We start from the raw sequence: 26,311 nt of genomic DNA, 5'->3' as shown, positions 1-26,311 counted from the left end.
CGGACCTGCGCGGTCTTCATTCGGCCGCCTGCAGGGCCTGCTCGGGCGCAGCGCGTGTGGCGCTCCTGCGTGACACGAGGCCACGCCCCCACTGCAAGAGGTCGTCGACGTAAGTGAAGATCACCGGCACGACCAGCAAGCTCAGCGCGGTGGACGTCAGCAGACCTCCAATCACGACGATCGCCATCGGCTGGCGAAAACTGGGCTCCGCACCCAGGCCCAGTGCGTTGGGCAGCATGCCGGCGCCCATTGCGATGGTCGTCATCACGATCGGGCGAGCGCGCTTGTGGCAGGCATCGATCAGCGCGTCGAACCGGCCCATGCCTCGGTCGCGGCGCGCCACGATGGCGTACTCGACGAGCAGGATCGAATTCTTCGTGACGATGCCCATCAGCATCAGAACGCCGATGACCACCGACATCGAAAATGCCTGGTGCGTGATCCATAGCGCGAACATGGCGCCGCCCATCGCCAGCGGCAAGGCACTGAGGATGGTGCCGGGTTGCAGGAAGTCATGGAACAGCAGCACCAGCACCGCATAGATGCAAAAGATCCCGATTGCCATCGCAACGCCGAAGCTCTGGAACAGTTCGGACATGCGCTGCAATTCGCCTTGTTCCACCTGGTGCACGCCAGCCGGCAAAGACTTCAGTGCGGGCAACGCCATGGCTTCGCGCTGCACCTCGCCGATCGTGCGTCCGTTCAACTCGACACTGAGCGTCACGTTGCGCGAGCGATCCAATCGGTCGATCTGCGACGGGCCGCTGCCCATCACGATCTCGGCCACCGAGCCCAGGTCCACGTTGCCGCCGCTGCCCTTGACTCGCAGCTGCGCGATGGCATCGAGGTTGCCGCGCACCGACGGATCCATGAGCACGCGGATCGCGATCTGGCGCTCCGGCAGGTTGAGTTTGGGCAGCGAGTTCGAATAGTCGCCGTAGGTGGCCAGGCGCACTGCGTCGGCCAGCGCTTCCGACGTGACACCCAGCGCGGCGGCACGAGCGGTGTCGGGGCGCACCTGGATCTCCGGGCGCTGCAACGAAGCGCTGGAGGTCACGTTGCCGATGCCCTTGAGCGTGCGCAGTTGCGACTCTGCCTGCGCCGCCGCGCTGGCAAGGATCTGCGGATCGTCACTCGCCAGCGTGATGTCCAGCGACTCTCCGTTGGCGCCGGCCCCGACTGTGATACGGGCGCCGGGAAGCGCTCGCAGCATCTCGCGCATCTTGGCCTCGACACCCGATTGCTTGAGTTTTCGCTCGCCACGCGGCACCAGGTCGACGGTGAGCGTGGCGCTGGTCACGTCGGTCGAAGAGCTGACGCTCATGCCGCCACCGCTCGTGGCCGTGCCGACCGAGACAAATACGCCTTTCACCTCGGGCAGTGTGCGCAGCATCTGCGACGCACGTTGGCTGGTCGCCGCGGTGTCCTGCAAGGTGCTGCCCGGTGCCAGCTTGATCGTCAGGGTGCTCTGCGCCTTGTCCTGCGCCGGGATGAAGGCGGTCGGAATGAAGGGGATGATGAGCAGTGCCAGGCCAAAGAAGGCCGTGGCCGCCAGCACCGTGGCCTTGCGCCGCGACAGGCTCGCCCGGACCCAGCCGAGATAGCGGGTCATGGTCGCACCGTCGGTCGATATCTCGTGATGTCCCGGCGTCTTCGGCTTGAGCAGATAAGCCGCCATCATCGGCGTCAAAAGCCGCGCCACCAGCAGCGAGGCCAGAACCGCCACCGAGGCGGTCACGCCGAACTGCCGGAAGAACTTGCCGGGAATGCCGCCCATGAAAGCCGTGGGCAGGAAGACCGCGACAAGTGCGAAGGTGGTGGCGATCACGGCCAATCCGATCTCGTCGGCCGCCTCCATTGCCGCTTGATATGGCGTCTTTCCCATCAACAGGTGGCGTTCGATGTTCTCGATCTCGACAATCGCGTCATCCACCAGGATGCCGACCACCAGCGACAGCGACAGCAGCGTGATGACGTTGAGCGAATAGCCCGCCAGCGCCATGAAGCCGAAGGCCGGAATGATGGACAGCGGCAGCGCGGTGGCCGAGATGAGCGTGGCACGCCAGTCGCGCAGGAACCACCACACCACCAGGATCGCCAGGAATGCACCTTCGTACAGCAGGTGCATCGAGCCTGTGTAGTTGTCCTCGATCGGCGTCACCGTGTTCGAGGCCTCGGTGATGCTCGCCTCGGGATGCGCCTTGGAGAAGCGCTCGATCGCGCTGCGCGTGGCCTCGGCCACGCCCACGTCTGAATAGCCGCGCGAACGCGTGACCTGGAAGCCGATCACCGGCCGGCCATCACGAAAGGCCATGGTCGTGCGGTCGGCATGGATGTCGCTGACCCGCGCGATCTGGTCCAGCCGCACGTAGAGTCCATTCGAGATCGGCACGGTGATCGCGGCAATCTCCTCGGCCGTGCCAGCGGTGACGATGGTGCGCGTGGACTGCTTCTGCCCGCCCACGGCCCCCTCACCGCCCGAGCTTTCTTTCTGCACCGCCTTGAGCTGCGTGGAAACGTCGGACGGCGTCACGCCCAGGCCCGCCATCAGCGTGGGATCGAGGTCCACGTGAACCTCCCGGTCGATGCCGCCAACGCGCTCGACCTTGGCAACGCCCTTGACGGCCAGCAGCGCCTTGGTCACCGTGTTGTCGACGAGCCAGGACAGATCCTGGTCGTCGAGCTTGGTCGATTCGACGGTGTAGGTCAGCAACGCCGAGCTCGCCGAGGTCTGCTTCGAGACCGTGGGCGAGGCCATGCTGGAAGGCAGATCGGCACGCGCGCTGTCCACCGCGTTGCGGACCTCGCTCAGCGCTTCTTCGCTGTTCTTGTCGATCTCGAAGCTGACGCTGATGCTCACCGTGCCGTCGGTGATCTTGGTGGTGATGTGGTCCAGCCGCGTCAGGGAGGCCAGCTTGTCCTCGATCTTGCGCGCCACCTCGGTCTCCAGCTGCGAGGGCGCGGTGCCTTCGAGCGTGGCCGAGACCTGGATGGTCGGCAAATCCGTGTCGGGAAAATCCTGAATCTGCAGGCTCTTGAAGCCGATCAGACCCAAGGCCGTGAGGAGGATGAACAGCAGAACCGCGGGAACCGGATTGCGGATCGACCAGGAGGAAAAATTCACTGCGAGCCCCCCGCCTGCGCTTTGGCTGCGCCGGCTACCGTGACCTGTACGCCCTCCGACAGGAAAGCGCCTCCGCCGGCAACGACGCGCGCATCGCCGGCGAGCCCGGACAGCACCTCGATGCGGTCGCCCTGGCGACGTCCTGTGGCGACCGGATGGCTGCCGACCTTGTCACCGCTGCCGACTACGTACACATACGAGCGGCCGTCGCGCATCACGATCGCCGACTGCGGCAGCGTGAGCGCGGATTTGACGTCGAGTTCCAGCGTGCCGTTGGCGAACATGCCCGAGCGCGACGCGCTGGCGGCGGGCAGGCTCGCGTAGACCGTGCCACGGCCGGTGGTGGTGCTCAGCGTCGGGCCCACCAGCCGGACCTTGCCCTCCACCTGCTCACCGCCGGGCAATGTGACCCGTGCGATCTGACCCACGCGAACGAGAGCAACCTGCCGGGCATCGAGCTCCGGGCGCCATTCGACCTTGGCCTGCCGCACCAGGCGGAACAGCTCCGCGCCCGCACTGACCACATTGCCCAGCACCGCCGACTTCGAGGACACGATGCCGTCGTCGGCAGCGACGATGCGCGTCTGGATGAGCTTGAGCTTGCTGCTGTCGAGCTCGGCCTGCGCGGAAGCGAGCGAAGCGCGCGAGGTGGCCTCGGTGATCCGGTACTCCTCGATCTTCTGCGCCGACAGCGCGCCGCTGCTTTCGGCGATCTTCGCGCGCCGCGTGTTGGAGACCGCCTGGTCGAGCGAGGCGCGGGCCTGTGCGACAGCGGCTTCCTGCTTGCGCACCTCGGCTTTCACGGTCGCGTCCGCCAGCCGCGCAAGAAGCTGGCCGCGCTTGACGCTCGCGCCCACATCCACCAGCAGTTCAGCGATGCGCAGGCCACCGGTCTCGGGGCTGACGATGACCTCCTGCCAGGCCGTTACCGGTCCACTCGCCTGCAACGTCTGCGGCCAATTCTGCGTCTGGGGCACGACCACCTCGACTGTCAGCACGCTGGGGGCCCGGGCGTCGGCATCGGGCACGCGGGCGTCCCCGGCCGGGCGGGCCAGCCAGGCGACGAGCCCCAGCCCGAGCGCCACGGCGAGTGCCGCGGTCCCGATAAAGAACTTTCGATTCACGGTAAACCTCATTGATTGTTTGTCTGCCGCGCCGCCACCGCCTGCGGCGGCAATGCGGGCGAATCGGGCTGCCAGCCGCCGCCCAATGCCTTGTAGAGAGCGATCCAGTACTGGACGCGGTTGCGCTGCAGCGCGATCTCATCGATCTGGGCGGACAGCGCTGAGCGCCGCGCCTCTTCCAACGTGAGCAGGCTTGCGCCGCCGGCACGCCAGTTCACTTCCGTCGCTTCGAAGTAGCGGCGATATTCCTGCGCCGCCTGCCCGGCCTGGTCCGCGCGTCGGGCTGTACTGTCCAGGCGGACCAGCGCCTGCTCGATCTCCTTCACGGCGTCGCGCACACTTTGCCGGTAGTCGGCCAGCGCCGACCTGTAGCTCGCTTGCGCGCTGTCCACTGCCGCGCGGCGCTTGCCGGCGTCGAAGATCGGAATCGACAGCGACGGGCCCAGGGACCAAGTGGTGACCGACGAAGAGAGATTGGAGGCCGAGACCGTGATCGATCCGGTCAGTGAAAGGCTCGGGTACAGATCCGCCACCGCGGCGCCGATCTCGGCGCTCGAAGCCGCGAGTTCCCGCTCGCTCGCGGCCAGGTCGGGGCGTTGGCGCAGGGCCTGAGCGGGCACGCTCGGAACTGCCAGCGCGGCTGGCTGCGGCACCTGTGCGCCAGCGTGCGCCATCAGGGCTCGCAGCGCGGCCTCATCGAAGCCGGTGAGATTGACGAGCGACTTCACCAGCAGTTCGCATTCGGCACGCTGCGACAACAGCGTGGACGTGGTGCTCGCCAGGCTGGCTCGCGCGAGCGCCCCATCGGAAGGCGCAGTGAACCCGGCACGCACCGCAACGGCGGTGGCCTTTTCGGTCTCGGTCATCGAGGCCAGCTCGCGCTCATAGGCCTGGGCCAGCAGGCCGCAGGCGCGGTATTGCACATAGGTGTCGGCCACCTCGGCCGCCAGCGAGACCCGTGCGTCGTGCCAATCGTCCACGCGCGCATCGATGCGCGCCTGTGCCGCCTGCGCATTTCGGCGCACCTTGCCGAACAGATCCAGTTCCCAGGAGGCATCGAGGTCGGCGCTGCGGCTGGTGGCAAGCACCGGCGCGCTGCCTTCGGTCGTCTGCTGCCTGGCGCGCGATAGCGAACCGCTGCCGCTCAGGCTGGGCAGACCGCCCGCTCGCGTCGTGGTCAGCGTTGCGCGCGCCTTCTCGATCTTCGTCCAGGCTTTGTCCAGACTCGGACTGTCGGCTTCCGCCTGCACGATCAGCCGGCCAAGGACCGGGTCGTCGAACTGGCGCCACCAGTCGACCATCGCACTGACACTGCCATCGTGCGGCACCACCGCCTGCCAGGTTGCGGCCACCGATGGCGTCGGCGGGTGATATTCCGGACCGGCCGCACAGCCGGCCAGCATGACGCCAAGAGCGAGCAGCGCCATCGCGCGCACCCGCCTTCCGGGGGAGAGAATTTGAGAAGCATGCATAGGGTTCTTCGTTCGAACCCATCGTAGGAAGAGCCTCTGTTGGATGCGGTTCGGGAGAGTTAAGCTGGGTAAAAGATGGCCGTGGTTCGCCATCGACGCAGCATCTGATGCCAAACTGTCGGCTCTCGCCCAGAACCAAGCAATGCACCGAGTCCTGCTGATCGACGACGACGTCGAACTCACCACCATGCTGTCCCAGTACCTGGCGTACGAGGGCTTCGATGTCCGCGCCGTGCACGATGGCGGCACCGGTGCTGGCGAGGCAGCCACCAACCTCTATTCCATCGTGGTGCTGGACATCATGATGCCGCGCCTGTCCGGCATCGAGGTGCTTCGGCGCATCCGGGAGCGCAGCGCAGTGCCTGTCCTCATGCTGACTGCCCGCGGAGACAATGTCGACAAGATCGTCGGGCTGAACATGGGCGCCGACGACTACGTGTCAAAGCCATGCACGCCGGCCGAGCTGGTTGCACGCATACGCGCAATTTTGCGACGCACGGAAACAAGGGCTGCAGCCGAGCCATCGTCCGCGCCGCGCGTACTCAAGGCGGGAGAACTTGTGTTGTGGCCCGGCAGCCGCCGGGCGACGTGGCACGGAGAGCCACTCGAACTCACGGGTACGGAATTCAGCCTGCTGGAGGTGCTTGCAAGCCATGTGGGCAAGCTCGTCAGCAAGCAGGACATTTCGCTGCAAGCCTTCGACCGTTCGCTCGTACGTTTTGACCGTCGTATCGACGTGCACATCAGTGCCATCAGGCAGAAGCTGGGGACCCGCTCGGACGGCCAATCCTGGATTCAGAGCGTGCGCGGCTTGGGCTACCAGTTGCTGGAGGGCTGATGCCACTCAAGCCAACAGTCGGAAGGCTGTTCTGGAAGCTCTTGCTTGCCTTGTCGCTGAGCATGATCTTGTCGATGGTCGGCACCGCCGCCTACCTGATGCTCACCAACCACCCATTCCCTCCGCCGCAGCCGGACGGCATGCCGTCCCTTGGCTACACGCCGATCGTCCCGCTGCTTTCCGGGCTCATTGCCATACTGGTGATCGGCCTCGCACTTTCCTGGTACCTGTCTCGCCCGCTGCGCCATTTGCGTTGGGCGCTTCACCGTGTTGCTCAGGGTCATCTCGACACCCGCATATCGCCGCTGATGGGGCGCCGGCGCGACGAGATCGCCGATCTGGCACGGGACGTCGACCGGATGGCCGAACAGTTGCAACTGGTCGTGGAATCGCGACGTGTTCTGCTGCACGACATCTCTCATGAACTGCGTTCCCCATTGACTCGAATTCAAGCCGCCATCGGTCTGTCACGACAAGATCCCGAGCTGACCGAGGCCATGCTTCTTCGCATCAAGAACGAAAGCGAGCGACTGGATGGCCTGATCGAGGAGTTGCTCACACTGCATCGCCTGGAGGCTGGTGCGTCTGTCGCGCCACTTGAGCGGGTGGATCTGATCGAGCTGCTGGACGACATCACGGAAGACGCCGACTTCGAAGCCCGCGCCACGGGTCGCCGCGTGAGCACCGATGCTCACGGAAGTTTTGTCGTTGAAGTGCATGGCGAGTTGATCTATCGCGCTTTCGAGAACGTCATCCGCAACGCCGTCAAGTACAGCCCGCCGTGCGGCATCGTGGAAGTCAATGTGCAGGTCGATTCGCAGACAGGTGCTCTCGTCATCGCGGTGGCTGATCGAGGCCCGGGCGTGTCGCCCTCGTTGCTGGAAAAGATTTTTGAGCCCTTCTTCCGTGCCGAAGAAGGCGAGCAGGTGCACGGCGTGGGCCTCGGCCTGGCCATTGCTCGTCGCGCAATGCAGATGCACAACGGAAGCGTCACGGCATCGCCGCGCGAAGGCGGAGGCCTTTTGGTGAAGCTGATCCTGCCTTCTTCCCAAGGAGCGTCCGCCCCCTTCGAGTGAGGCAGGTGTCACGCGACTCTGCGGTGCCCGCATGGCCATGCGGCTTCGCCGGATGGATGGCACCTTTACATAACTTGCGTCGGCCAAACGGCGGCACGCGGCCCCGGCGGTCAGGTCAGGTTGCCCTGGCCGTCAGCCACTTGTCGGAAGTCAGGGGGACGCCAACGATGCGGATTTCACCAATGCTTCCCAAGAAGCCGGTCGACATGTTCCCGGCCCACTGACCGCAGCCGATGGCAATTTGCTGGGTGGGGCTCACGTATTGAATGCCCTGCATGTTCGTGTTGTTCCGCAGGACGGGCGCTCCTTCCACGTACATGGTGGTCGCGTACGACGCGGAGGGGTCGTTCACGATGGCAATGTGCAGCCACTGGCCGGCCGACACGCCTCCGGACCAGCAGGTCAGATTGGTCGCCTGGTTCACCGGGACAATTTCCCACTGGAATTCCATCAGGTTTGAAAAGGCGAACATCAGTGCGCAATCGCCCTCGCCCGATCCGAAACCAGGCAGCTGCGATCGCGCGCCCAGGCGGTACAGGATGCCCATCCATCCATTCGTCGTCGCATCGAAACCTGGATCGATATTGACGAATGCCTCGATGGTGTAGCCCGAGGGGAAGGTTTCCACGTTCAGCGTCGAATTCTGGTCGGTGGTGAAGTAGGAAGACTTGGTCTTCGTGGCATTCAGGAAACGCAGGCTTCCGGGCGCGGCCGACAGCGGATGATGGCTTGTCGACCAGACCAGATCACCGGGCGAGCCCATCCACGTGTTCACCGAAATCGGGTTCTTTCCTCCAGCCGAACTGTCCTGGATTTGCTGCCCGGGCTGATAGGGAAAAAGATCCCCGTCGGCTGCCGACGCATTGAAGAAACGCCAGTGCGCCAGCGTGCTGCCGACCTTCGGGTAATCCTCGGTGCTCGTCGGAAGCCTTGCAGCCTTCTGTGGAGGCTGGCTGTAGTTTGTCAGGATGATTTTCCTGGCCGCGTCTGTCAGGCCACTGTCCGATGAACCGTCCGGAACGGTGAAGTTCGGATTGAAGAAAGCAAACCTCTGGACAAAATCCAGGTCCAGCGTGAAGGACTGGTTCGAGTCGGACAGCCAGGCGGCGTCGAACTCGTTGAGCGTGGCGGCCGGCTTCAAGGGAACCCATGGAGAGAACGAGCTGGCAATGATCTTCTTGTTGGTGAGATCGAACTCGAACATCCGCATGAGACCGTTGCCGCCCATGTAGGCCATCTGGTAGTCCACCACCATCAGGTAGACATCGTTGCCACGGGAATTCTTCTTCGTGCTCGTGCAGGAGCCGTGGTAGTGGCCGCTGACCGCCATGAAGATCTGGTCGTTGTCCTTGATGAGCTTGTCCCACATGTAGTTCGAATAGGCGGTATCGGCTGCGGTCTTCCCGTCGCTGCCGATTCCGACCAACTGGTGATTCACCAGGATGACGGGGAGCGTCTTGTTCGCCTGGATGACCAGGTTGGCCCAGCCGATCGCATCGTCAGATGCTCGCCACGACATCGACAGCACAAGGAATTTGTTTCCTTCGGCTTCGAAGACGTGATATTCGTGGAACCCGGAAGCGTGCCTTCCGCCGAATGTCGCCTGCCTCTTCGCTCGCTCCGCGGGGAACACCTGCAAGTAGGGCTCGAACAGGCCCACCCGATGACTGCCGCCGTCCTGGTAGCCGTCGTTGTTGGCGAAGCCGGTGACTCCGACGCCCCAGTCCGGGCCCCATTGCATATCGGAGTCGATGGCCCCTACGTCATGATTTCCCGCGCAGATTGAGTAAGGGCATTGGGCCGCCTCGAGCACCTGCATTGCCTGGCTTGCAAGCTCCCATTCCTTCGTGACCTGGCCATTGCCGATCTGGCCATTGCCAACGAGATCGGTCGAGGCGCTCCAGGGGGTCGATTTTTCCGATGTGTAGTACCAGGACTGGTCAACGATATCGCCAAGATGGATGGTGAATGGCATTTTCAGCAGCTTGGCGTTTTGCGCGATCCATTGCGTTTGGGTTTTGAATGGATTGTCGTATTTCGGATCTATTCCCGAATACAGTTTTTGATAGAGCTCGCCCATCTTTTCCGATGCATACCTGGGATAGAACTGGGTATCAGGAAGCACGGAAATGGTGAAGCTGGATATCTTTTGAGCGGGGGCGCCAGAACTGGCTGGGGGCGACGAATTGCCCGGCGACGCACCTGCCGATGTCCCGCTCCCTCCTGTTGCCGGAAAGGCCGTGGCGCCCGCGCCATTGTTGCCGCCGCCGCACCCGGGCAGCGCGATTGCCATGCCGGTGACCGAGCCGGCCAACATGAGCTTCAGCAGTTCCCGGCGCCTGTTTTCCGGAACGGAAGCCAATTGATCGAGGCCGGCATTTTCTTCAGGAGAGTAATTTTCAGTCATGGCATAAAAGTCAGGAACGCATCGAAGCTCTTCCGCGAAATTGCGAACGACTTCGAAAAGCGGAACTTTATTTGCCAAATATGATGTTTTCGTGAATTAATTACCGCGCGAAATGCACGAATTCACAAGTCATTGACTCAATATTCCGGGAAATCGACCTCGGCAATTAACCCGCCAATTGGCGACAGGAATTAATCCTGACCCAGGCCTGACTCGCTTACCGAACATTCATGGTCGATGCATCACTCAAACAGGTGCAGCTCCCGCAGGGTGCGGGGACCGGTCGCAATACTCGATCAGGAGTTCGGTGAGGACCCGTATCTTCCGTGCGGGATGCTGACCTGGCGGTCGGATGACATATGCACCTGCCGGGGGTGGTGGGTGACGTGTCATGACCGGCACGAGTGCCCCGGAGGCCACATGTTCATGGGTGAGCCAATCGGGCAGGTAAGCGATCCCGAGTCCTGCTGTAGCAGCGGCGACCAAAGCAGTGCCGTTGTCGGCCTTGAAGCGCCCCTGCGGACGAACCGTGATGATCTTGTCGCCATCCGTGAGCTGCCAGGCCTCGGTTCCCTGCATGAGGGCCTGATGGGCGACGAGTTCCTCCGGTGTCTCGGGCGACCCATGCGCCTTGACATAGTCCGGACTCGCGACGAGCTTCCCGTGGACCGGGCCGATGCGTCTTGCAATCAGGTTGGAGTCCTGGAGATAGCCAACCCGTATCGCACAGTCGTAACCCTCCGCGATGAGATCAACGAAGCGATCGCTGTAGCAGGTCTGGATGTGAAGCCTAGGGTGGCGTCGTGCCATTTCCGCGAGGATGGGCGCGAAGTGAGTCGGGCCCAGGGAAAACGGCACAGCAACACGCAAGCGGCCGCGAAGGTCACCGGCGGGCAGGATCGCTTCCCTGGCCACGTCGATCTCGGCGCAGACCCTGGCTGCATAGTCCCGGAACGTGGCCCCGGCTTCAGTGAGAGCAGCCCCGCGGGTGGATCGCGCAAGCAGCTGGACACCAAGTTCTTCTTCAAGCCGGACGAGACGACGACTGACGATCGACTTGGACACCCCAAGCCGCAGCGCAGCAGACGAAACGCCCCCGGCATCGGCAACTTCCACGAATGTCTGCAGTTCTTCGATATCCAATTTGGCGTTCCCCGTTTCGCGACACAGCTCGCCGCGAAATGCTACTACCGCATCAAAAGGGGGAACAACAAAATCCTGCTTCGGGCAACGTCGCCGCCGGCGAATGTTTCCCGAAAACCAATCCCGCTCACAACGGCAACAAAGGATCCATCAATGACTTTTCGCAACGGCCTGGCTTCGCTTCTTCGTCCCGAGGACTCCGTACTCGTCCTTATCGACCACCAGCCCTACCAGCTCGCCAATCTGAACAGCCACGACCCGCAGGCCGTGGTGAACAACACGACCGCCCTGGCGAAGTCCGCCAAGGCCTTCGGCGTCCCCACCATCCTGACCAGCGTGATCGCGGCGCGAGGCGGTCTGCTCTTCCCGCACATCACTGACGTGTTCCCCGGCCAGGAGGTGATCGACCGGACCTTCATCAACACCTGGGAGGATCGGAAGGTCGTCGATGCGGTCAAGGCGACGGGCCGCAAGCAACTGATCATCGCCGGCCTGTGGACGGAGATCTGCGTCGCCATGCCGGCGATCCAGGCGCTGGGCGAGGGCTGGGATGTGACGGTGGTCACGGATGCGTCGGGCGGCACTTCGGTCGAGGCCCATGAGGTCGCGATCCAGCGCATGATCCGCGCGGGCGCGAACATGATGACCTGGTTGGCAGTGGCCTCGGAGTGGCAACGCGACTGGGCGCGCACCGAGCACGCCGCAGAGCTGACGGAAGTTCTCAAGCAGCACGCCGGCGGCAGCGGCATAGCCTATCTGTGGGAGCAGCAGCTGCTCAACACGCCGGTGCCGAGCACCGCGGGCTGATCTGGGTGGGGATGAAGAGGATTCCTGAGCGACGCGTCGCGAGAAGGCGGATTGCTTTTCGCAGCCTCGTCATCCCTCTTTCCATGCGCGGCATCTACGGAAGATTCTCCCGAAAGATCACCTGGCTGCGCGTCGTTTCCACGCCGCTCAGCGCCTCGCGCTTGTCGCGCAGGTTGGTGAAGATGCGCACGCAGCTCATCAGCGTGGTGTGCGGACTTTGCGTGATCACCGCGTCCATGCTGCCGTCGATCAGCAGTGAGCGCGTATCGGGCGTGAGCCCATGGCCGATGAAGACCACCTTCTGCTCGCGCCCTGCCTCCTTCAGCGCGCGCGCCACGCCGTCCGATGCGCCACCGATGTTGTAGATGCCGCCCATGTCCGGGTACTGCTCCAGCAGCGCACGCGTCTGCCGGTAGTTCTTGCCCGCGTCGTCCTGCCCTTCGCGCAGCCCCACCACTTCGAGCCGCGGGAACATCTCGTCGATGACGTGCAGGAAGCCGGCCTCGCGCTCTTCGTGCGCCTTGTAGCTCAGGCTGCCCGCAATGAGCGCGACCTTGGCGGCGCGTGCGCCGATGAATCGGCCGATGAGGTAGCCCGCCGTGCGGCCCGCGGCCCGGTTGTCGAGCCCCACGAACGCGGCGCGCTCGGAGTTCGACAGGTCCGAGATCAGCGTCACCACCGGCAGCCCGCGTGCAGCGAGCGCGGCCACGGCCTCGCGCACCGCCGGATGCTCCAGCGCCATCATCGCAATGCCGTCGCAGCGCTGGCCGTGCCGGCGCAACGCGTCGGCCAGCTCGTGCGGATTGAAGCTCTCGATGAACACCGTACGGCACTGCACGTTGAACGGCGCCCAGTGCTCCTGCGAGTAGCCCACCATATCGCCCAGCATGCGAATGAAGCGGTTGGTGCCGGCCGGCAGCAGGAACACCAGCCGCAGCGGCGGCGGCGTGAGCGCCGCATACAGCTCGGGGCCGGGCAGGTAGTCAAGCTCGCCCGCGGCCTTGAGCACGCGCTGCACCGTGGCGTCGCGCACGCCGGGGCGGCGGTTGAGCACGCGGTCGACCGTGGCGGTCGAGACCTGCGCCGCGCGGGCGATGTCGACCACGCGGGCACGCCGCACGTCGCGTGGCGAATCCGTGGACTCGGAAATGAGTGAAGGGTTTTCCCGCATACATCAAAAACCATCAGACAGAAGTTTGACCCGAATCATGCATCCTTCTATCTTCACTGGGCCTTGAAGCCCATGGTGCATCAGATTGCATCAATCGCATAACGGAGACAGACATGACCTCGCTGACCCGCAGGAGTGCCCTGCACACCCTTTCCGCCCTCCCCGCCGCCGGCATCGTCGCGGCCCTGCCGCGCATCGCACGCGCCGCCGAGTTCTCGTACAAGTACGGCAACAACCTGCCGCTGACGCACCCGCTGAACATCCGCGCACAGGAGGCGGCCGACCGCATCGCGAAAGAAACCAAGGGCTGCGTCGAGATCAAGATCTTCCCCAACAACCAGCTCGGCGGCGACACCGACATGCTTGCGCAGGTGCGCTCGGGCGGCATCGAGTTCTTCACGCCCTCGGCGCTCGTCATCGCCACGCTGGTGCCGGTGGCTGCCATCAATGCAGTGGGCTTCGCGTTCAGCGACTACAGCCAGGTGTGGGCCGCCATGGACGGCAAGCTCGGCGCGCACGTGCGCGGCGCCATTGCCAAGTCACGCCTCTATGCCTTCGAGAAGATGTGGGACAACGGCTTTCGCCAGACCACCAGCAGCAAGGCCGCGGTGGCGAACGCCAAGGACATGGACGGCCTGAAGATCCGCGTGCCCGTGAGCCCGCTGTCGATCTCGATGTTCAAGGGCCTGGGCGCCGCACCCGCAAGCCTGCAGTTCAGCGAGGTGTATTCGGCGCTGCAGACGAAGATCGTCGACGCGCAGGAAAACCCGTTGCCCATCATCCAGGTGGCCAAGCTGTTCGAGGTACAGAAGTTCTGCTCGCTCACCAACCACATCTGGGACGGCTACTGGTTCATTGCCAACGGTCGCGCCTGGGACGCCCTGCCCGACGACCTGAAGACCATCGTGGCGCGCGCCATCAACGACGCCGGCATGCAGCAGCGCGACGACATCAGGAAGCTCAACGAGTCGGTGGTCGGCGACCTGCAGGCCAAGGGCCTCACCATCAACCGGCCGGCTGCCGACAGCTTCCGCGCGAAGCTGCGCGAGTCGGGTTTCTACGGCGAATGGAAGGGCCGCTTCGGCCCGGAGGCCTGGGCGCTGCTCGAAGGCGCGGTCGGCAAGCTGGCCTGACGCTCCATGGTGCATGAATCGACTTTCGAGGCGGCCGCCTTTGCTGGCGCCGGCGCTTCGGCCAACCCGCTGAGCGGCATGGCGTCGCGCTGCGACCGCGTGCTCGGCGCAGCGGTCGAGGCCGTGGCCGCGCTGCTGGTGCTGGCCGAGATCTGCGTGCTGTTCGCTGGCGTGGTGTCGCGCTACGTGTTCCATGCGCCACTGGTGTGGTCGGACGAGCTCGCATCCATCCTCTTCCTGTGGCTGTCGATGCTCGGCGCCGTGGTGGCGCTGCGGCGCGGCGAGCACATGCGCATGACCGCGCTGGTGCAGAAGGTGCAGCCGCAGACGCGCGCCATGCTCGACGCCTTCGCCATCGCCGCGTCGGTCACGTTCCTGGTGCTGATCATCTGGCCCTCGATCGACTACGCGCACGAAGAGTCGTTCATCGTCACGCCCGCACTCGAGATCAGCAACGCATGGCGCGCTGCGGCCATTCCGGCGGGCATCGGCATCATGCTGGTGATGGCGATGCTGCGCCTGTTGCGCGTGTGCACCGGCCGGCAGATTGCGGTCGCACTCGTCGGCATGGCCGCGCTGGTGGGCGCCTTCTGGCTTGCCGCACCGGTGTTCGCGACGCTCGGCAAATTCAACCTGGTGATCTTCTTCGTGGTCATCGTGGCGGCCACGGTGCTCTCGGGCGTGCCCATTGCCTTCTCGTTCGCGCTGGCCACCTTCGGCTACCTGGCGCTCACCACGCGCACGCCGCTGCTGGTGATGGTCGGGCGGCTCGACGAAGGCATGTCGCACCTCATCCTGCTGGCAGTGCCGCTGTTCATCTTCCTGGGCGCGCTCATCGAGATGACCGGCATGGCGCGCGCCATGATCCAGTTCCTGGCCAGCCTGCTGGGCCACGTGCGTGGCGGCCTCTCCTACGTACTGATCGGCGCCATGTACCTGGTGTCGGGCATTTCGGGTTCGAAGATTGCCGACATGGCAGCCATCGCGCCCGTGCTCTTCCCCGAGATGACCAAGCGTGGCGCCAAGCCCGGCGACCTGGTGGCGCTGCTGGCGGCCACCGGCGCGCAGACCGAGACCATTCCGCCGTCGATCGTGCTGATCACCATCGGCTCGGTCACCGGCATCTCGATTGCGGCGCTGTTCACGGGCGGCCTGCTGCCGGCCGTGGTGCTGGGCGCCGCGCTGTGCGTGGTGGTCTGGTGGCGCTATCGCCGCGAAGACCTGAGCGCCGTGCAGCGCTACAGCAAACGAGAAATCGGCAAGCTGCTGCTGGTTGCGCTGCCCGCCGTGCTGTTGCCCTTCGTGATCCGCGCCGCCGTGGTCGAGGGTGTAGCCACGGCCACCGAAGTGTCGACCATCGGCATCGTCTACTCGGCCATCGTCGGCCTGGTTGTGTACCGCCAGTTCGACTGGAAGCGGCTCAAGCCGATGCTGATCGACACCGCCTCGCTGTCGGGCGCCATCATCTTCATCGTCGGCTGCGCCACGGCCATGGCCTGGGGCCTCACGCAGTCGGGCTTCTCGCAGGACCTGGCGCGACTCATGGGCACGCTGCCCGGCGGAGCCTACGGTTTCCTGGCCGTGTCGATCGTCGCCTTCATCGTGCTGGGCAGCGTGCTCGAGGGTATTCCGGCCATCGTGCTGTTCGGGCCACTGCTGTTCCCCATCGCCAAGGCCGCTGGGGTGCACGAGGTGCACTACGCGATGGTCGTGATCTTCTCCATGGGCATCGGCCTGTTCGCGCCGCCCTTCGGCGTCGGCTACTACGGCGCCTGCGCCGTGAGCAAGGTCAATCCCGACGAAGGCATCAGGCACATCTGGGGCTACATCGGCGCGATGCTGGTCGGCCTGGTGATCGTGGCCGCGTTTCCGTGGTTCTCGACCGGCTTCCTCAAATTCTGATCACAACAACACACTCACATCACCGGAGCCAACCGCAATGAGTCGATTCCTCGGCGAGATCCGCCAGCTGGGCTATGTCGTGCACGACATCGAAGCCGCCATGGACTACTGGAGCACCAGGCTGGGCGTGGGCCCCTGGTTCTACAACCCGCGCGTGCCCATCAAGAACTACCGCTACAACGGCGAAGCGCACGAGCCGCACAACTCGGTAGCACTCGCCAACTCGGGCTATGTGCAGGTCGAACTCATCCAGACGCGCAACGACGTGCCTTCGATGTACCGCGACTTTCTTCAGGCCGGCCGCACCGGGCTGCAACACGTCGCCTACTGGACGGCCGACTACGACGCCGACCTCGCGCGCCTCACCAAGCAGGGCTTCAAGCCGGTGATGAGTGGCGAAGTGGGCGAGCGCGGGCGCTTCATCTACTTCGACACCGAGTACCACCCGGGCACCGTCATCGAGCTGTCGGAAGTCGCGGGCCCGAAGGGCAGGATGTTCGACCTGATCCGCAGCGCGTCGGAAGGCTGGGACGGCAGCGAGCCGGTGCGGCCCTTTCCCGACCTGAGCAAGCTGTGAGCGTGATGGCGCCTGAACGCATCCGCGCTCGCTATCTCATCGAGACGCCGCTGGACCCGGCCGCCGTGGCCGAGGTGATGGCCGGCGAGCAATCGTGCGGCACCTTCACGCGTGTCGAAGGCGAGACCGATGCGCTGCGCGAACGCGCACGCGCCACGGTCGAGGCGATCACCGAACTGGCACCAGCTGCGACGCCATCGCTGCCCAATGCCCTGCTCGAACGCAAAGGCACGCGCGGCCCGTGGCGGCGTGCGCATGTCGACATCGCGTTTCCGGTAGCGAACATCGGCGCCAACCTGCCGACCCTGGCCGCAACGGTGTCGGGCAACCTGTATGACCTGGGCGAAGTGACGGGGCTGCGGCTGGAATCGCTGCAGGTGCCCGCGAGCTATCGCGCTCAGTTCGAGATGCCGCGCGCCGGCATCGCCGGCACACGGCGCGCGACCGGCGTGGCGAGCGGCGCGCTGGTCGGCACCATCATCAAGCCGAACGTCGGCTTTTCCGCCGCGCAGACCGCCGACCTCGTCGGCCGGCTCTGTGCGGCAGGCGTCGACTTCATCAAGGACGACGAGGTGTGCGCCGACCCCGCACACGCCCCGCTGGCCGAGCGCGTGCCCGCCGTGATGGCTGTCGTGCGCGCGCACCAGCAGCGCACCGGCAAGCACGTGATGGTGGCCTTCAACATCACCGACGAGACCGACGCAATGAAGCGGCATGCCGATCTCGTCGAACGCGAAGGCGGCTCCTGCGTCATGGCCAGTCTCAACTGGTGCGGGCACTCGGGTATCCAGACGCTGCGTCGGCACACCGGCCTTGCGCTGCACGGCCACCGCAACGGCTACGGTGCGCTGTCGCGGCATCCGCTGCTGGGCATTTCGTTCCAGGCGTACCAGACGCTGTGGCGCCTGGCAGGCGTGGACCACATGCATGTCCACGGGCTGCAGGGCAAGTTCTCGCAGCCCGACAGCGAAGTCATCGAGTCGGCGCAGGACTGCTTCACACCGCTGACCGATACGGCGGACGATCGCGTGATGCCGGCGTTTTCTTCGGGCCAATGGGCCGGCACCGTGCCTGCGACGTGGAAGGCCATCGGCAGCGACGACCTGCTCTTCATGGCCGGCGGCGGCATCCTCGCGCACCCCGGCGGCGCGGCGGCGGGTGTGACGAGCATCCGGCAAGCATGGTCGGCCGCTCGGGCGGGCGTGTCGCTGGCGGATGCCGCCAAGGACCAGCCCGAGCTGGCCCACGCCCTCGCCTTCTTCGGCAAGCCATGAGGCCCTGCCCGCCGATCGTCTACTACGGCGACGATTTCACCGGCGCGACCGACACTCTCGGTACCGCGGCGCGCGCGGGACTGCGTGCACTGCTGTTCCTGAAGACGCCCGATGCCGCGCGGCTGGAGCGCACGGGGCCGCTCGACGTGCTGGGCATCGCGGGCGCGGCGCGCGCCATGAATCCCGAGGAAATGCAGGCCGAACTCCGCCCCGTGGCCACGCTGTTCCGCTCGCTCGGCGCGCGCGTGCTGCACTACAAGACCTGTTCGACCTTCGACAGCGCCCCGCACATCGGTTCGATCGGCTCGGCAGTGCGCGTACTGCGCGCAGCGGTGCAACAGCCATGGACCGCCATCGTCGGCGGGCAGCCCAACCTGGGCCGCTACTGCCTCTTCGGCAACCTCTTCGCTGCGGCGGGGAGCGGCGGCGAGGTCTTTCGCATCGACCGGCATCCAACGATGAGCCGGCATCCCGTCACACCGATGGACGAGGCGGATCTGCGGCTGCACCTGGCGAAGCAGGGGCTGGCAGATGTGCGCTCCATGCCGTTCACCGCCGCATCGCGCGGCAGCGATTCGCTCGACACCGCGCTGCGGCAGGCACTGCACTCGCCGCCAGCAGATGCAGTGCTGTTCGACGTGGCCGATGCGACGCAGCTGCGGGCCATCGGCGAAGTGCTGTGGGCCAGGGCGCAAAGCGCCACGCTGCTGGCTGCGGGGCCGAGCAGCGTGGTGGATGCGCTGGCAATGGCGATGCCCTCGTCGCACAAGGAAGGCGGCAGTGCCCCGACGGCGCGGACCGCCGTGCCTCCGGCGAAGGGGCCGGTGCTGGTACTTGCGGGAAGCCTGTCGCCTGTCACGGCGCGGCAGGTAGCGGCGGCGAAATCGTTCGATACCGTGTGGCTCGATGCGCCAGGAATCGCGCAGCGGGACGCAGCCACGCTGGAACGTCATGCTCGAGACATCGCGAACGGGCTCGTCAGCGGCCGCAACGTGCTGGCCTGCACCCGTCCCCCCAAGCCGCTGCCGCTCGAAAGAGGCATCGATCCCCAAGCCTTGGCGCGCGCTGGCGGCGATCTGCTCGCCAGAGTGCTGGCAATGGTGCCATTGCAACGCGTGGGCATTGCCGGAGGCGACACCTCGAGTCATGCAGTGCAGGCGCTCAATGCCTGGGGGCTTTCCTACGTGGCAGACATGGGCGCCGGCACCTCGTTGTGTCGCCTGCACAGCGACGACGCCGCGCTCGACGGGTTGGAAATCATGCTCAAGGGTGGCCAGATGGGCTCGGACGACGTGTTCGAGCGTCTGGTGCGCGGCTCAGCCTAGACCTGGCTCCCGGCGTCCAATGGGCTGTCGCTTTGCGCATCCTATAAATGCGGGATCCCGAAGAAGCTCTCTTCAGGTCAACTGCGCCTTCGGGAAGTTTGACGGAAGCGAAGCAATGCCTAGACCCCCCATTCACAACGCAACGATCACCTTGAAGCTGCCATCCGACATGGAGACCAACGCCGAGATCAGGGCCTTGCGCGCCGCAGGCATACCGGTCGACGCGCTCGGCAACGCGGAGCGGGGCTTTCTTTTCGTGCGCTTCAGCGACGGATGGAGAAACCACGCCAACATCTTCCGATGGTTCGCCGGTGACATCGGACAAGACCCTCGCAACAGCGGCATCAAGCCGGGTCCCCGGCGGCGCAGAGCGGCATTCTCAAGCTGCATGCCCAATCATCGCTAGACGCCCACCCGCCGATTGCCGCGGGAGCGCCTCAAACGGCGCCGTGGGCTTCGACGTAGAGCGCATAGAGGGAATGGCTGCTCGCCATGTAGAGGCGATTGCGCTTCGGGCCTCCGAATTCGAGATTCGGGCAGCGCTCGGGCAGGCGGATGAAGCCGATGGGCTTGCCCTGCGAATTGAAGATCTTCACGCCGTCCATCTCTTCCGACTTGCCTGTCGGCAGGTAGGCCTTCATGCCACCACCGATGTCCGTAGGTTCGGCCGCAACCGCGCCCGTGTAGCCCCACCCGCACCAGAGATTGCCGTCGCGGTCGACGCGAAAGCCGTCAAAAGCACCCGGCCCGTCGGCGTCGATAAGCTTGGTCTTGTTCGAAACGCCTGTGCCGTCCGGTGACACGTCGTAGCTCCAGATGCTGCGGTTTGGCGTTCCCTTCCATTCGACGACGTAGAGCTTCTTCTCGTCGGGCGAGAACGCCAGGCCGTTCGGATTGACGAGATCGGTGATCACCGCGGTGAGCTTGCCATCCTTCGCGATGCGGTACACGTTGGTCGTCGCCTGCTCCGGCACCGCCTTGAAACCTTCCCACTCGCCGTTGATGCCGAAGGTGGGATCGGTGAACCAGACGGTGTCGTCCGACTTGACGACGACGTCATTCGGCGCGTTGAGGCGTCTGCCTTCGTAGTTGTCGGCCAGCACTGTCATGCGCCCGTCCTTCTCGGTGCGGACCACGCGCCGCGTCACCGAGTGCTCGCAGGTGATCAACCGCCCCTGCCGATCACGGGTGTTGCCATTGGCATAGTTCACGTTGGTCTTGTGCACGGAGAACTTGCCGGTCTTCTCGTCGTACTTCATCAGCCGGTTGTTCGGAATGTCGCTCAGGAGCAGGTAGCCATGCTCGGGAAAGTAGACCGGGCCCTCGGCCCAACGCATGCCCGTGCCGAGCTGCTCCACCGTGCTGCTGTAGATCCGGTACTTGGCGAAGCTCGGGTCGAGGATCATCACGGACGGATCGGGGTAGCGCTGGTTGGGTTTGAAATCGAAAGCTTGCGCGCCGGCCAGGCCGCTGAGCGCCGCGGCCCCTGCGCCCGCAGCCGTCCTGAGCAACTGGCGTCGTCGATGGTTGATATCGCTCTGCATCGGAGGTCTCCTCATGTGGTTGCGAAAACTCAATCGGCCACCGCGCCCGACTTCTTCACCAGCTCGGCCCAGCGCGGAATTTCCTTGGCCATGAAGTCACGCAGTTCTTCCGGCGTACTGCCCACGATCTCCATCGCCAGCTGGTCCGAGAGCTTGGCCTGCACGTCGGGCTGCCTGAGCGCCTTCACGATCTCTGCATTGAGGCGCTGCACGATCGGCCTGGGCGTGCCCTTGGGCGCGTACACCGCCTGCCACGACGACATCTCGAAGCCGGGAATGCCCGACTCGATCATGGTCGGCAGCTCGGGCACCAGCGCGATGCGCTTGCCGGTGGTCACGGCCAGCAGCTTGAGCTTGCCGCTCTTGACCAGTGGCAGCGCGGCCGTCACCTGGTCGAACATGAAGGGCACCTGCCCTGCGGCCACGTCGGTCAGGGCCGGCGGCGTGCCCTTGTACGGCACGTGGGTGAGCTTCACGCCGATGAGGTCGGCGAACATCTCGCCGGCCAGGTGGGTGGAGGTGCCGGCACCGGAAGAGGCAAAGGTGCGCTTGCTCTCGTCCTTCTTCAGCAGGGCCACCAGTTCGGCCACCGAGTTCACGCCGAGTTGGCTGTTGACGATCAGCACGTTGGGCAGGCGCGCGACCAGCGAGACAGGCTCGAAGTCCTTCATCGGGTCGTAGGTCAGCTTCTTGTACAGGCTGGCGTTGATTGCGTGCGTGCTGATGGTCCCGCCGAAGAGCGTGTAGCCGTCGGGTGCAGCCCTGGCCACGTAGGCGGCACCGATGCCGCCAGCCTGGCCGGGCTTGTTGTCGACCACCACAGATTGCTTGAGGCTCTCGCCCAGCTTCTGGGCCAGCGTGCGGCCTACGATGTCGGTGGAGCCACCGGGGGTGAACGGCACAACGTAGACGATGGGCTTGGCAGCCGGCCATTCGGGGGTCTGGGCCAGTGCGGCCACAGGGGCGAGCGCAGCCGAAAGCAGCGCCGCAGCGAGGCGGATGAAACGCATGTCTTGTCTCCTTTGTTTTCTTGTCGATGGGCTCAGCGGCCCTTGGCCTGGCGCCAGGTTGCGAAGTCAGTGCGGCTTTGCTCGTCAGTGGGCGGATAGAGGCCGAGGATGGAACGACCTTCGAGCACCTTTTCCTGCACGAAGTCTTCGAAGACGGTCATCTCGGTTGCTTCGGCCGCGACCTCGTCGGCCATGTGGGCCGGTATGACGATCACGCCTTCGGCATCGCCCACGATCACGTCGCCCGGAAACACCGGCGCATCGCCGCAGCCGATGGGCACGTTGATGTCGATGGCCTGGTGCAGCGTGAGGTTGGTCGGCGCGCTGGGGCGATGGTGGTAGGCCGCAAAGCCGAGCTTCGCGATGTCGGGACTGTCGCGAAAGCCGCCGTCGGTCACCACGCCGGCCACGCCGCGTTTCATCAGCCGCGTGACCAGGATGCCGCCAGCCGAGGCGGCGCGCGCATCCTTGCGGCTGTCGATGACCAGCACGGCGCCTTCGGGGCACTGCTCCACAGCCTTGCGCTGCGGATGGTCACGGTCGAGGAAGACGCTGATCGGGTTCAGGTCTTCGCGCGCCGGCATGTAGCGCAGCGTGAAGGCCTCGCCCACCATGTTGGGCAGGCCCGCGTTGAGCGGCCGCACGTCCTGGATGAACTGGCTGCGCAGGCCACGCTTGAACAGGGCCGTGCACAGGGTGGCGGTGCTCACCTTCATGAGCAGCTCGCGGGTGGCTGGATTCACGTGTCGTCTCCGTTCCTGAAATGAAATGGGAATGAATTGGGGTTGAAAGGCGAATCAGAAGATGTCGGGCTCCGGCACTGGCTTACCGAAGCTGGTCTCCAGGAAGTCGAAGTCGCAGCCTTCGTTGGCCTGCTTGATGTGGCGGCCGAACATCCATCCGTAGCCGCGCTCGTAGCGCGGCGGCGGCGGTGTCCACCGGGCCTTGCGCAGGGCGAGTTCCTCGTCACTGATGTCGAGGTGGATGCGCCGTGCGGGCACGTCGACGGTGATGCGGTCACCGGTCTGCACCAATGCGAGCGGCCCGCCGATGGCCGCCTCGGGCGAACAGTGCAGCAGGCAGCCGCCGTAGCTGGTGCCGCTCATGCGCGCGTCGGACAGGCGCAGCATGTCTTTCACGCCCTGCTTCAGGAGCTTGGTCGGAATCGGCAACATGCCCCACTCCGGCATGCCGGCACCGCGCGGGCCGGCGTTGCGCAGCACGAGGATGTCGTCGCCAGTCACGTCCAGCTCGGGGTCTTCCACCGCCTTCTTGAGCGCGGGGTAGTCGTCGAACACCAGCGCACGGCCGCTGTGCTGCAGCAGGTGCGGCGCGCAGGCGCTGGGCTTGATCACCACGCCGTCGGGGGCCAGGTTGCCGCGCAAGACGGCCAGCGCGCCTTCGGCATAGATGGGGTTGGCGAGCGGCCGGATGACGTCGTCGTCGTAGACCTCGGCGCCTTCGATGTTCTCGCCGAGCGTGCGGCCATTGACGGTGCGCGCGTCGGTCCGCAGGTGGCCGCGGATGCGCTCCAGCATCGCCGGCAGGCCGCCGGCATAGAAGAAGTCTTCCATCAGGTAGGTGTCGCCGCTGGGCCGGATGTTGGCGATGACGGGCACGCGGCGGCTGAAGGCATCGAAGTCGTCCAGGCTCACTGCATGGCCGGCGCGGCGTGACATCGCGATCAGGTGCACGACGGCATTGGTGCTGCAGCCCATGGCCATCGCGCAGGCGATGCCGTTCTCGAAGTTGGCGCGCGTGAGCATCTTCGCGGGCGTGAGGTCTTCCCACACCATCTCGACGATGCGGCGGCCGCAGTCGGCGCTCATGCGGATGTGGTTGGCGTCCGCCGCGGGAATGCTGGAGGCACCCGGCAAGCTCAGGCCCACCGCTTCGGCAATGCCCATCATGGTGGCGGCCGTGCCCATGGTCATGCAGGTGCCGTGGCTGCGGGCGATGCCGGCCTCCATCTCGGCCCAGGCCTGCTCGCCCAGCCGGCCGGCGCGGCGCTCGTCCCAGTACTTGAAGGCATCGGAGCCCGAACCCAGCACCTTGCCCTTCCAGTTGCCGCGCAGCATGGGGCCGGCCGGCAGGTAGATGAAGGGAATGTCCATGCTCAGCGCGCCCATCACGAGGCCGGGCGTGGTCTTGTCGCAGCCTCCCATCAGCACCGCCCCGTCTATCGGGTGGCTGCGCAGCAGCTCTTCCGTTTCCATCGCGAGGAAGTTGCGGTAGAGCATGGTGGTGGGCTTGACCATGCTTTCCGAAAGCGAAATGGCCGGAAGCTCGAGCGGGAATCCACCCGCCTGCAGCACGCCGCGCTTGACGTCTTCCACGCGTTGCTTGAAGTGCGCGTGGCACTGGTTGGCGTCGCTCCAGGTGTTGACGATGGCGATGACCGGCTTGCCCATCCAGTCCGCATAGCTGTAGCCCATCTGCAGCACGCGCGAGCGATGGCCGAAGGAGCGGAAGTCGTCGGGCGCGAACCAGCGGGCGCTGCGAAGGGATTCGTAGGGGCGTTTCATCAGGGTTGTCTCCAGGGCGCGCTGCACCATGGGTGCCGCCTCGCCTATCGCAATCCGGAAATTAAAACACTAATATATCAGCTGGGTCAATGACACAATCGACAGCGATGAGCGCCCCTCCCAAGATCCGACTTGACCGTACCCGCCTGGCCGCGCCCCAGGTGCTGGAAAAACTGCGCGAGGCCATCCTCTCGCTGGAACTGACGCCCGGTACCGTGCTGGTGCGGCAGGAACTGGCCGACCGTTTTGGCGTGAGCCAGACGCCGGTGCGCGAAGCGCTGCTGCGCCTGAGCGAAGAAGCACTGGTGGACGTGTTTCCGCAGCATGCGACGCTGGTCAGCCGCATCGACATCGCGGCGGCGCGCGAAGCACATTTCCTGCGCCGCTCCATCGAGCTGGAACTGGTGCACCAGCTGGCACAGCAGGAGTCAGCCGGGCTGGTCGCGCAGCTGAAAGCCATCATCGCCCAGCAGGCAGCGCTGTCGGCGGGGCAGCGCTACGGAGACTTCGTCGACGCCGATCGCGCGTTCCATCGCCTGATGTACGAAGCCGGCAACGTCCTTGGCCTGTGGGATCTTGTGGGCCGCGTATCCGGGCACGTCGACCGGCTGCGTCGCCTGCACCTGCCTACCGCCGGCAAGACCGAGGCGATCCTGCGCGACCACCGCGCCATCGTGCGCGCCATCGAGGCACAGGACCCGGCCGCCGCCCAGGCCGCGCTTCGCAAGCATCTGTCAGGCACGCTCAGTGCGGTGAACGAGATCTGCCGGCAGTACCCCGACTACGTGCTCGCCTGAACCTTTGGATGCTCGACTTCGGCGAGCCCCTCCCCCGTTCAGAAATCGAACCGCAACGCGCTGGCTGCGACAACTGCGCCGCCCCCGTCTCCACCAGTACTCACCAAGGTAGTTCGTCGCCAACACCTGCCCAATGTTCAGGACCGCCGCGATCTGGTCATCACCATGCGACATTGCCGGACCAGCCGATAGGACATCGTATGCTGTGGCATTCTTCGATTGCACACAGTTTGTAGACAAATCATATGAAACCCAAAGCCGCGATCAAGCCAACGCCGCATGCGAAGCCCGGAAAGACGGCTTCGCCCGGCAAGGTCTCGCGCGCTCGCAAGCCCGCGCAGGCGCCCGTGAAGCGCGCGAAGACCGCTCCGGACGCCTCCGGCGAAGCCTCGACGAACCTGACCGACCGAGCCTACGCGGTCGTGCGGCGGCTCATTCTGCAGCGCGAGCTGACCGGCGGCGAGGTGCTGGTGGAGGGGCGCCTGGCCGAACGGCTCCAGATGTCGCGCACGCCTCTGCGCGAAGCCTTGCTTCGACTCGAGGGCGAAGGCTTGCTTGTGCGGGCCAACGCGCGCTCCTATGCGGTGCGACGCATCACGGCGTCGCACTACTTCCAGTGCCTGCAGGTGCGCGAACGACTCGAGTCGCAGGCCGTGTCGCTCTCCATAGGGCATGTGCCCGCAGACCTGGTGCAGCGCCTGCGCAACGACATCCTGTCCCTGGATTCGAGCCAGCAGGGCTCCAGCCACTGGCACGCCGATGACGAGATCCACGGCATGTTCGCGCGCGCCTCCGGTAACGCGATGCTGGCCGAGACCATCGCTCATCTGCGCGTGCTGTGCCGCCTCTTCGAGGTGGTCGACCCTTTCAATCGCATCGAGGACGACAGGGCCGAGCACCTGGCGATTCTGGACGCCTACATCGCAGGCAACGAGAAGGCAGCCGAACAGGCGGTCGTCACCCACCTGCGCAACCTTGCGCGCTATACGCTCTCAAGGCTCAGCAACGGGCTGGTGACCGAGCTCCCGCAGTAGGCCGGGCTGGCAACGGCGCACGGGCCGA

Annotated in this window: 21 protein-coding genes; 11 read left to right on the top strand and 10 right to left on the bottom strand. The window is 65.2% G+C overall.

All coding sequences use genetic code 11. The features are described 5' to 3' along the window. Positions 1-16: 16 nt before the first annotated feature. From ACZYSP_RS17250 to ACZYSP_RS17240, 3 genes are read right to left on the bottom strand one after another with little or no spacing between them, the layout of a single operon-like run. Positions 17-3,124 (bottom strand): efflux RND transporter permease subunit, encoded by a 3,108-nt coding sequence (locus ACZYSP_RS17250; RefSeq protein ID WP_489015464.1) that lies wholly within the window; start codon positions 3,122-3,124, stop codon positions 17-19. Then, positions 3,121-4,260, bottom strand: a complete 1,140-nt coding sequence (locus ACZYSP_RS17245; RefSeq protein WP_093078226.1) for an efflux RND transporter periplasmic adaptor subunit — start codon at positions 4,258-4,260, stop codon at positions 3,121-3,123. Before ACZYSP_RS17245 ends, ACZYSP_RS17250 begins: the two co-directional genes overlap by 4 nt. Beyond that, a complete protein-coding gene (locus ACZYSP_RS17240; protein WP_256216843.1) occupies positions 4,257-5,675 on the bottom strand; it encodes an efflux transporter outer membrane subunit in 1,419 nt (472 codons plus the stop codon). The genes ACZYSP_RS17245 and ACZYSP_RS17240 overlap by 4 nt, the downstream gene beginning before the upstream one ends. A gap of 187 nt (positions 5,676-5,862) precedes the next feature. Here ACZYSP_RS17240 and ACZYSP_RS17235 point away from each other — a divergent pair, with 187 nt between their 5' ends. Continuing rightward, complete coding sequence (locus tag ACZYSP_RS17235) at positions 5,863-6,558, top strand: response regulator transcription factor (protein ID WP_093078223.1); 696 nt, start codon at positions 5,863-5,865, stop codon at positions 6,556-6,558. Continuing rightward, positions 6,558-7,634: a HAMP domain-containing sensor histidine kinase gene (locus ACZYSP_RS17230; protein ID WP_093078222.1), complete on the top strand. Its 1,077-nt coding sequence runs from the start codon at positions 6,558-6,560 to the stop codon at positions 7,632-7,634. Before ACZYSP_RS17235 ends, ACZYSP_RS17230 begins: the two co-directional genes overlap by 1 nt. A gap of 115 nt (positions 7,635-7,749) precedes the next feature. On the opposite strand, the gene ACZYSP_RS17225 is transcribed toward ACZYSP_RS17230, so the two are convergent. Together ACZYSP_RS17225 and ACZYSP_RS17220 are read right to left on the bottom strand one after the other, a co-directional pair. After that, on the bottom strand, positions 7,750-10,041 hold the full coding sequence (locus ACZYSP_RS17225) for a LamG-like jellyroll fold domain-containing protein (protein WP_489015460.1): 2,292 nt from the start codon (positions 10,039-10,041) through the stop codon (positions 7,750-7,752). A gap of 246 nt (positions 10,042-10,287) precedes the next feature. Then, complete coding sequence (locus ACZYSP_RS17220) at positions 10,288-11,184, bottom strand: LysR family transcriptional regulator (protein WP_093059016.1); 897 nt, start codon at positions 11,182-11,184, stop codon at positions 10,288-10,290. 153 nt (positions 11,185-11,337) lie between these two features. Here ACZYSP_RS17220 and ACZYSP_RS17215 point away from each other — a divergent pair, with 153 nt between their 5' ends. After that, positions 11,338-11,991, top strand: coding sequence for a hydrolase (locus tag ACZYSP_RS17215; protein ID WP_093059017.1), 654 nt, complete (start codon positions 11,338-11,340; stop codon positions 11,989-11,991). A 94-nt stretch (positions 11,992-12,085) separates the two neighbouring features. Here the strand turns inward: ACZYSP_RS17215 and ACZYSP_RS17210 are convergent, their stop codons facing one another. Beyond that, positions 12,086-13,162, bottom strand: coding sequence for a LacI family DNA-binding transcriptional regulator (locus ACZYSP_RS17210; protein ID WP_093059018.1), 1,077 nt, complete (start codon positions 13,160-13,162; stop codon positions 12,086-12,088). Positions 13,163-13,275: 113 nt separating this feature from the next. Here ACZYSP_RS17210 and ACZYSP_RS17205 point away from each other — a divergent pair, with 113 nt between their 5' ends. The 6 genes from ACZYSP_RS17205 to ACZYSP_RS17180 all read left to right on the top strand — a co-directional run bounded on the left by ACZYSP_RS17205 (position 13,276) and on the right by ACZYSP_RS17180 (position 19,779). After that, the gene (locus ACZYSP_RS17205) at positions 13,276-14,295 is read left to right on the top strand and encodes a TRAP transporter substrate-binding protein (RefSeq protein WP_489015457.1); all 1,020 of its coding nucleotides are present in this window, start codon (positions 13,276-13,278) and stop codon (positions 14,293-14,295) included. 6 nt (positions 14,296-14,301) lie between these two features. Next, the gene (locus ACZYSP_RS17200) at positions 14,302-16,197 is read left to right on the top strand and encodes a TRAP transporter large permease (protein ID WP_489015455.1); all 1,896 of its coding nucleotides are present in this window, start codon (positions 14,302-14,304) and stop codon (positions 16,195-16,197) included. Between the two features lie 37 nt (positions 16,198-16,234). Continuing rightward, entirely contained in the window at positions 16,235-16,774 is a 540-nt protein-coding gene (locus tag ACZYSP_RS17195) for a VOC family protein (protein ID WP_093078216.1), read from the top strand. A gap of 5 nt (positions 16,775-16,779) precedes the next feature. Then, complete coding sequence (locus ACZYSP_RS17190) at positions 16,780-18,048, top strand: ribulose-bisphosphate carboxylase large subunit family protein (protein WP_177192814.1); 1,269 nt, start codon at positions 16,780-16,782, stop codon at positions 18,046-18,048. Continuing rightward, positions 18,045-19,373: a four-carbon acid sugar kinase family protein gene (locus ACZYSP_RS17185; protein ID WP_093078214.1), complete on the top strand. Its 1,329-nt coding sequence runs from the start codon at positions 18,045-18,047 to the stop codon at positions 19,371-19,373. Before ACZYSP_RS17190 ends, ACZYSP_RS17185 begins: the two co-directional genes overlap by 4 nt. A 169-nt stretch (positions 19,374-19,542) precedes the next feature. Continuing rightward, positions 19,543-19,779, top strand: a complete 237-nt coding sequence (locus ACZYSP_RS17180; RefSeq protein ID WP_257014828.1) for a hypothetical protein — start codon at positions 19,543-19,545, stop codon at positions 19,777-19,779. Between the two features lie 31 nt (positions 19,780-19,810). On the opposite strand, the gene ACZYSP_RS17175 is transcribed toward ACZYSP_RS17180, so the two are convergent. The 4 genes from ACZYSP_RS17175 to araD are packed head-to-tail and all read right to left on the bottom strand — an operon-like array spanning position 19,811 to position 24,452. Beyond that, a complete protein-coding gene (locus tag ACZYSP_RS17175; protein ID WP_093078213.1) occupies positions 19,811-20,917 on the bottom strand; it encodes an SMP-30/gluconolactonase/LRE family protein in 1,107 nt (368 codons plus the stop codon). A 29-nt stretch (positions 20,918-20,946) separates the two neighbouring features. Beyond that, on the bottom strand, positions 20,947-21,927 hold the full coding sequence (locus ACZYSP_RS17170; RefSeq protein WP_093078211.1) for a Bug family tripartite tricarboxylate transporter substrate binding protein: 981 nt from the start codon (positions 21,925-21,927) through the stop codon (positions 20,947-20,949). 32 nt (positions 21,928-21,959) lie between these two features. Further along, entirely contained in the window at positions 21,960-22,670 is a 711-nt protein-coding gene (locus ACZYSP_RS17165; RefSeq protein ID WP_093078209.1) for a ribonuclease activity regulator RraA, read from the bottom strand. A gap of 54 nt (positions 22,671-22,724) precedes the next feature. Beyond that, positions 22,725-24,452 (bottom strand): L-arabinonate dehydratase, encoded by a 1,728-nt coding sequence (araD, locus tag ACZYSP_RS17160; protein ID WP_093078294.1) that lies wholly within the window; start codon positions 24,450-24,452, stop codon positions 22,725-22,727. Between the two features lie 107 nt (positions 24,453-24,559). On the opposite strand from araD, the gene ACZYSP_RS17155 reads away from it, so the two are divergent. Next, positions 24,560-25,249 (top strand): GntR family transcriptional regulator, encoded by a 690-nt coding sequence (locus tag ACZYSP_RS17155; protein WP_093078208.1) that lies wholly within the window; start codon positions 24,560-24,562, stop codon positions 25,247-25,249. 245 nt (positions 25,250-25,494) lie between these two features. Continuing rightward, on the top strand, positions 25,495-26,283 hold the full coding sequence (locus ACZYSP_RS17150; protein WP_256216840.1) for a GntR family transcriptional regulator: 789 nt from the start codon (positions 25,495-25,497) through the stop codon (positions 26,281-26,283). The last annotated feature ends 28 nt before the right edge of the window (positions 26,284-26,311 follow it).

This window comes from Variovorax sp. F042, assembly GCF_057814215.1.
The sequence above is the reverse complement of the archived record's forward strand: the minus strand, read 5'-3'. Positions and strand labels throughout refer to the sequence as shown.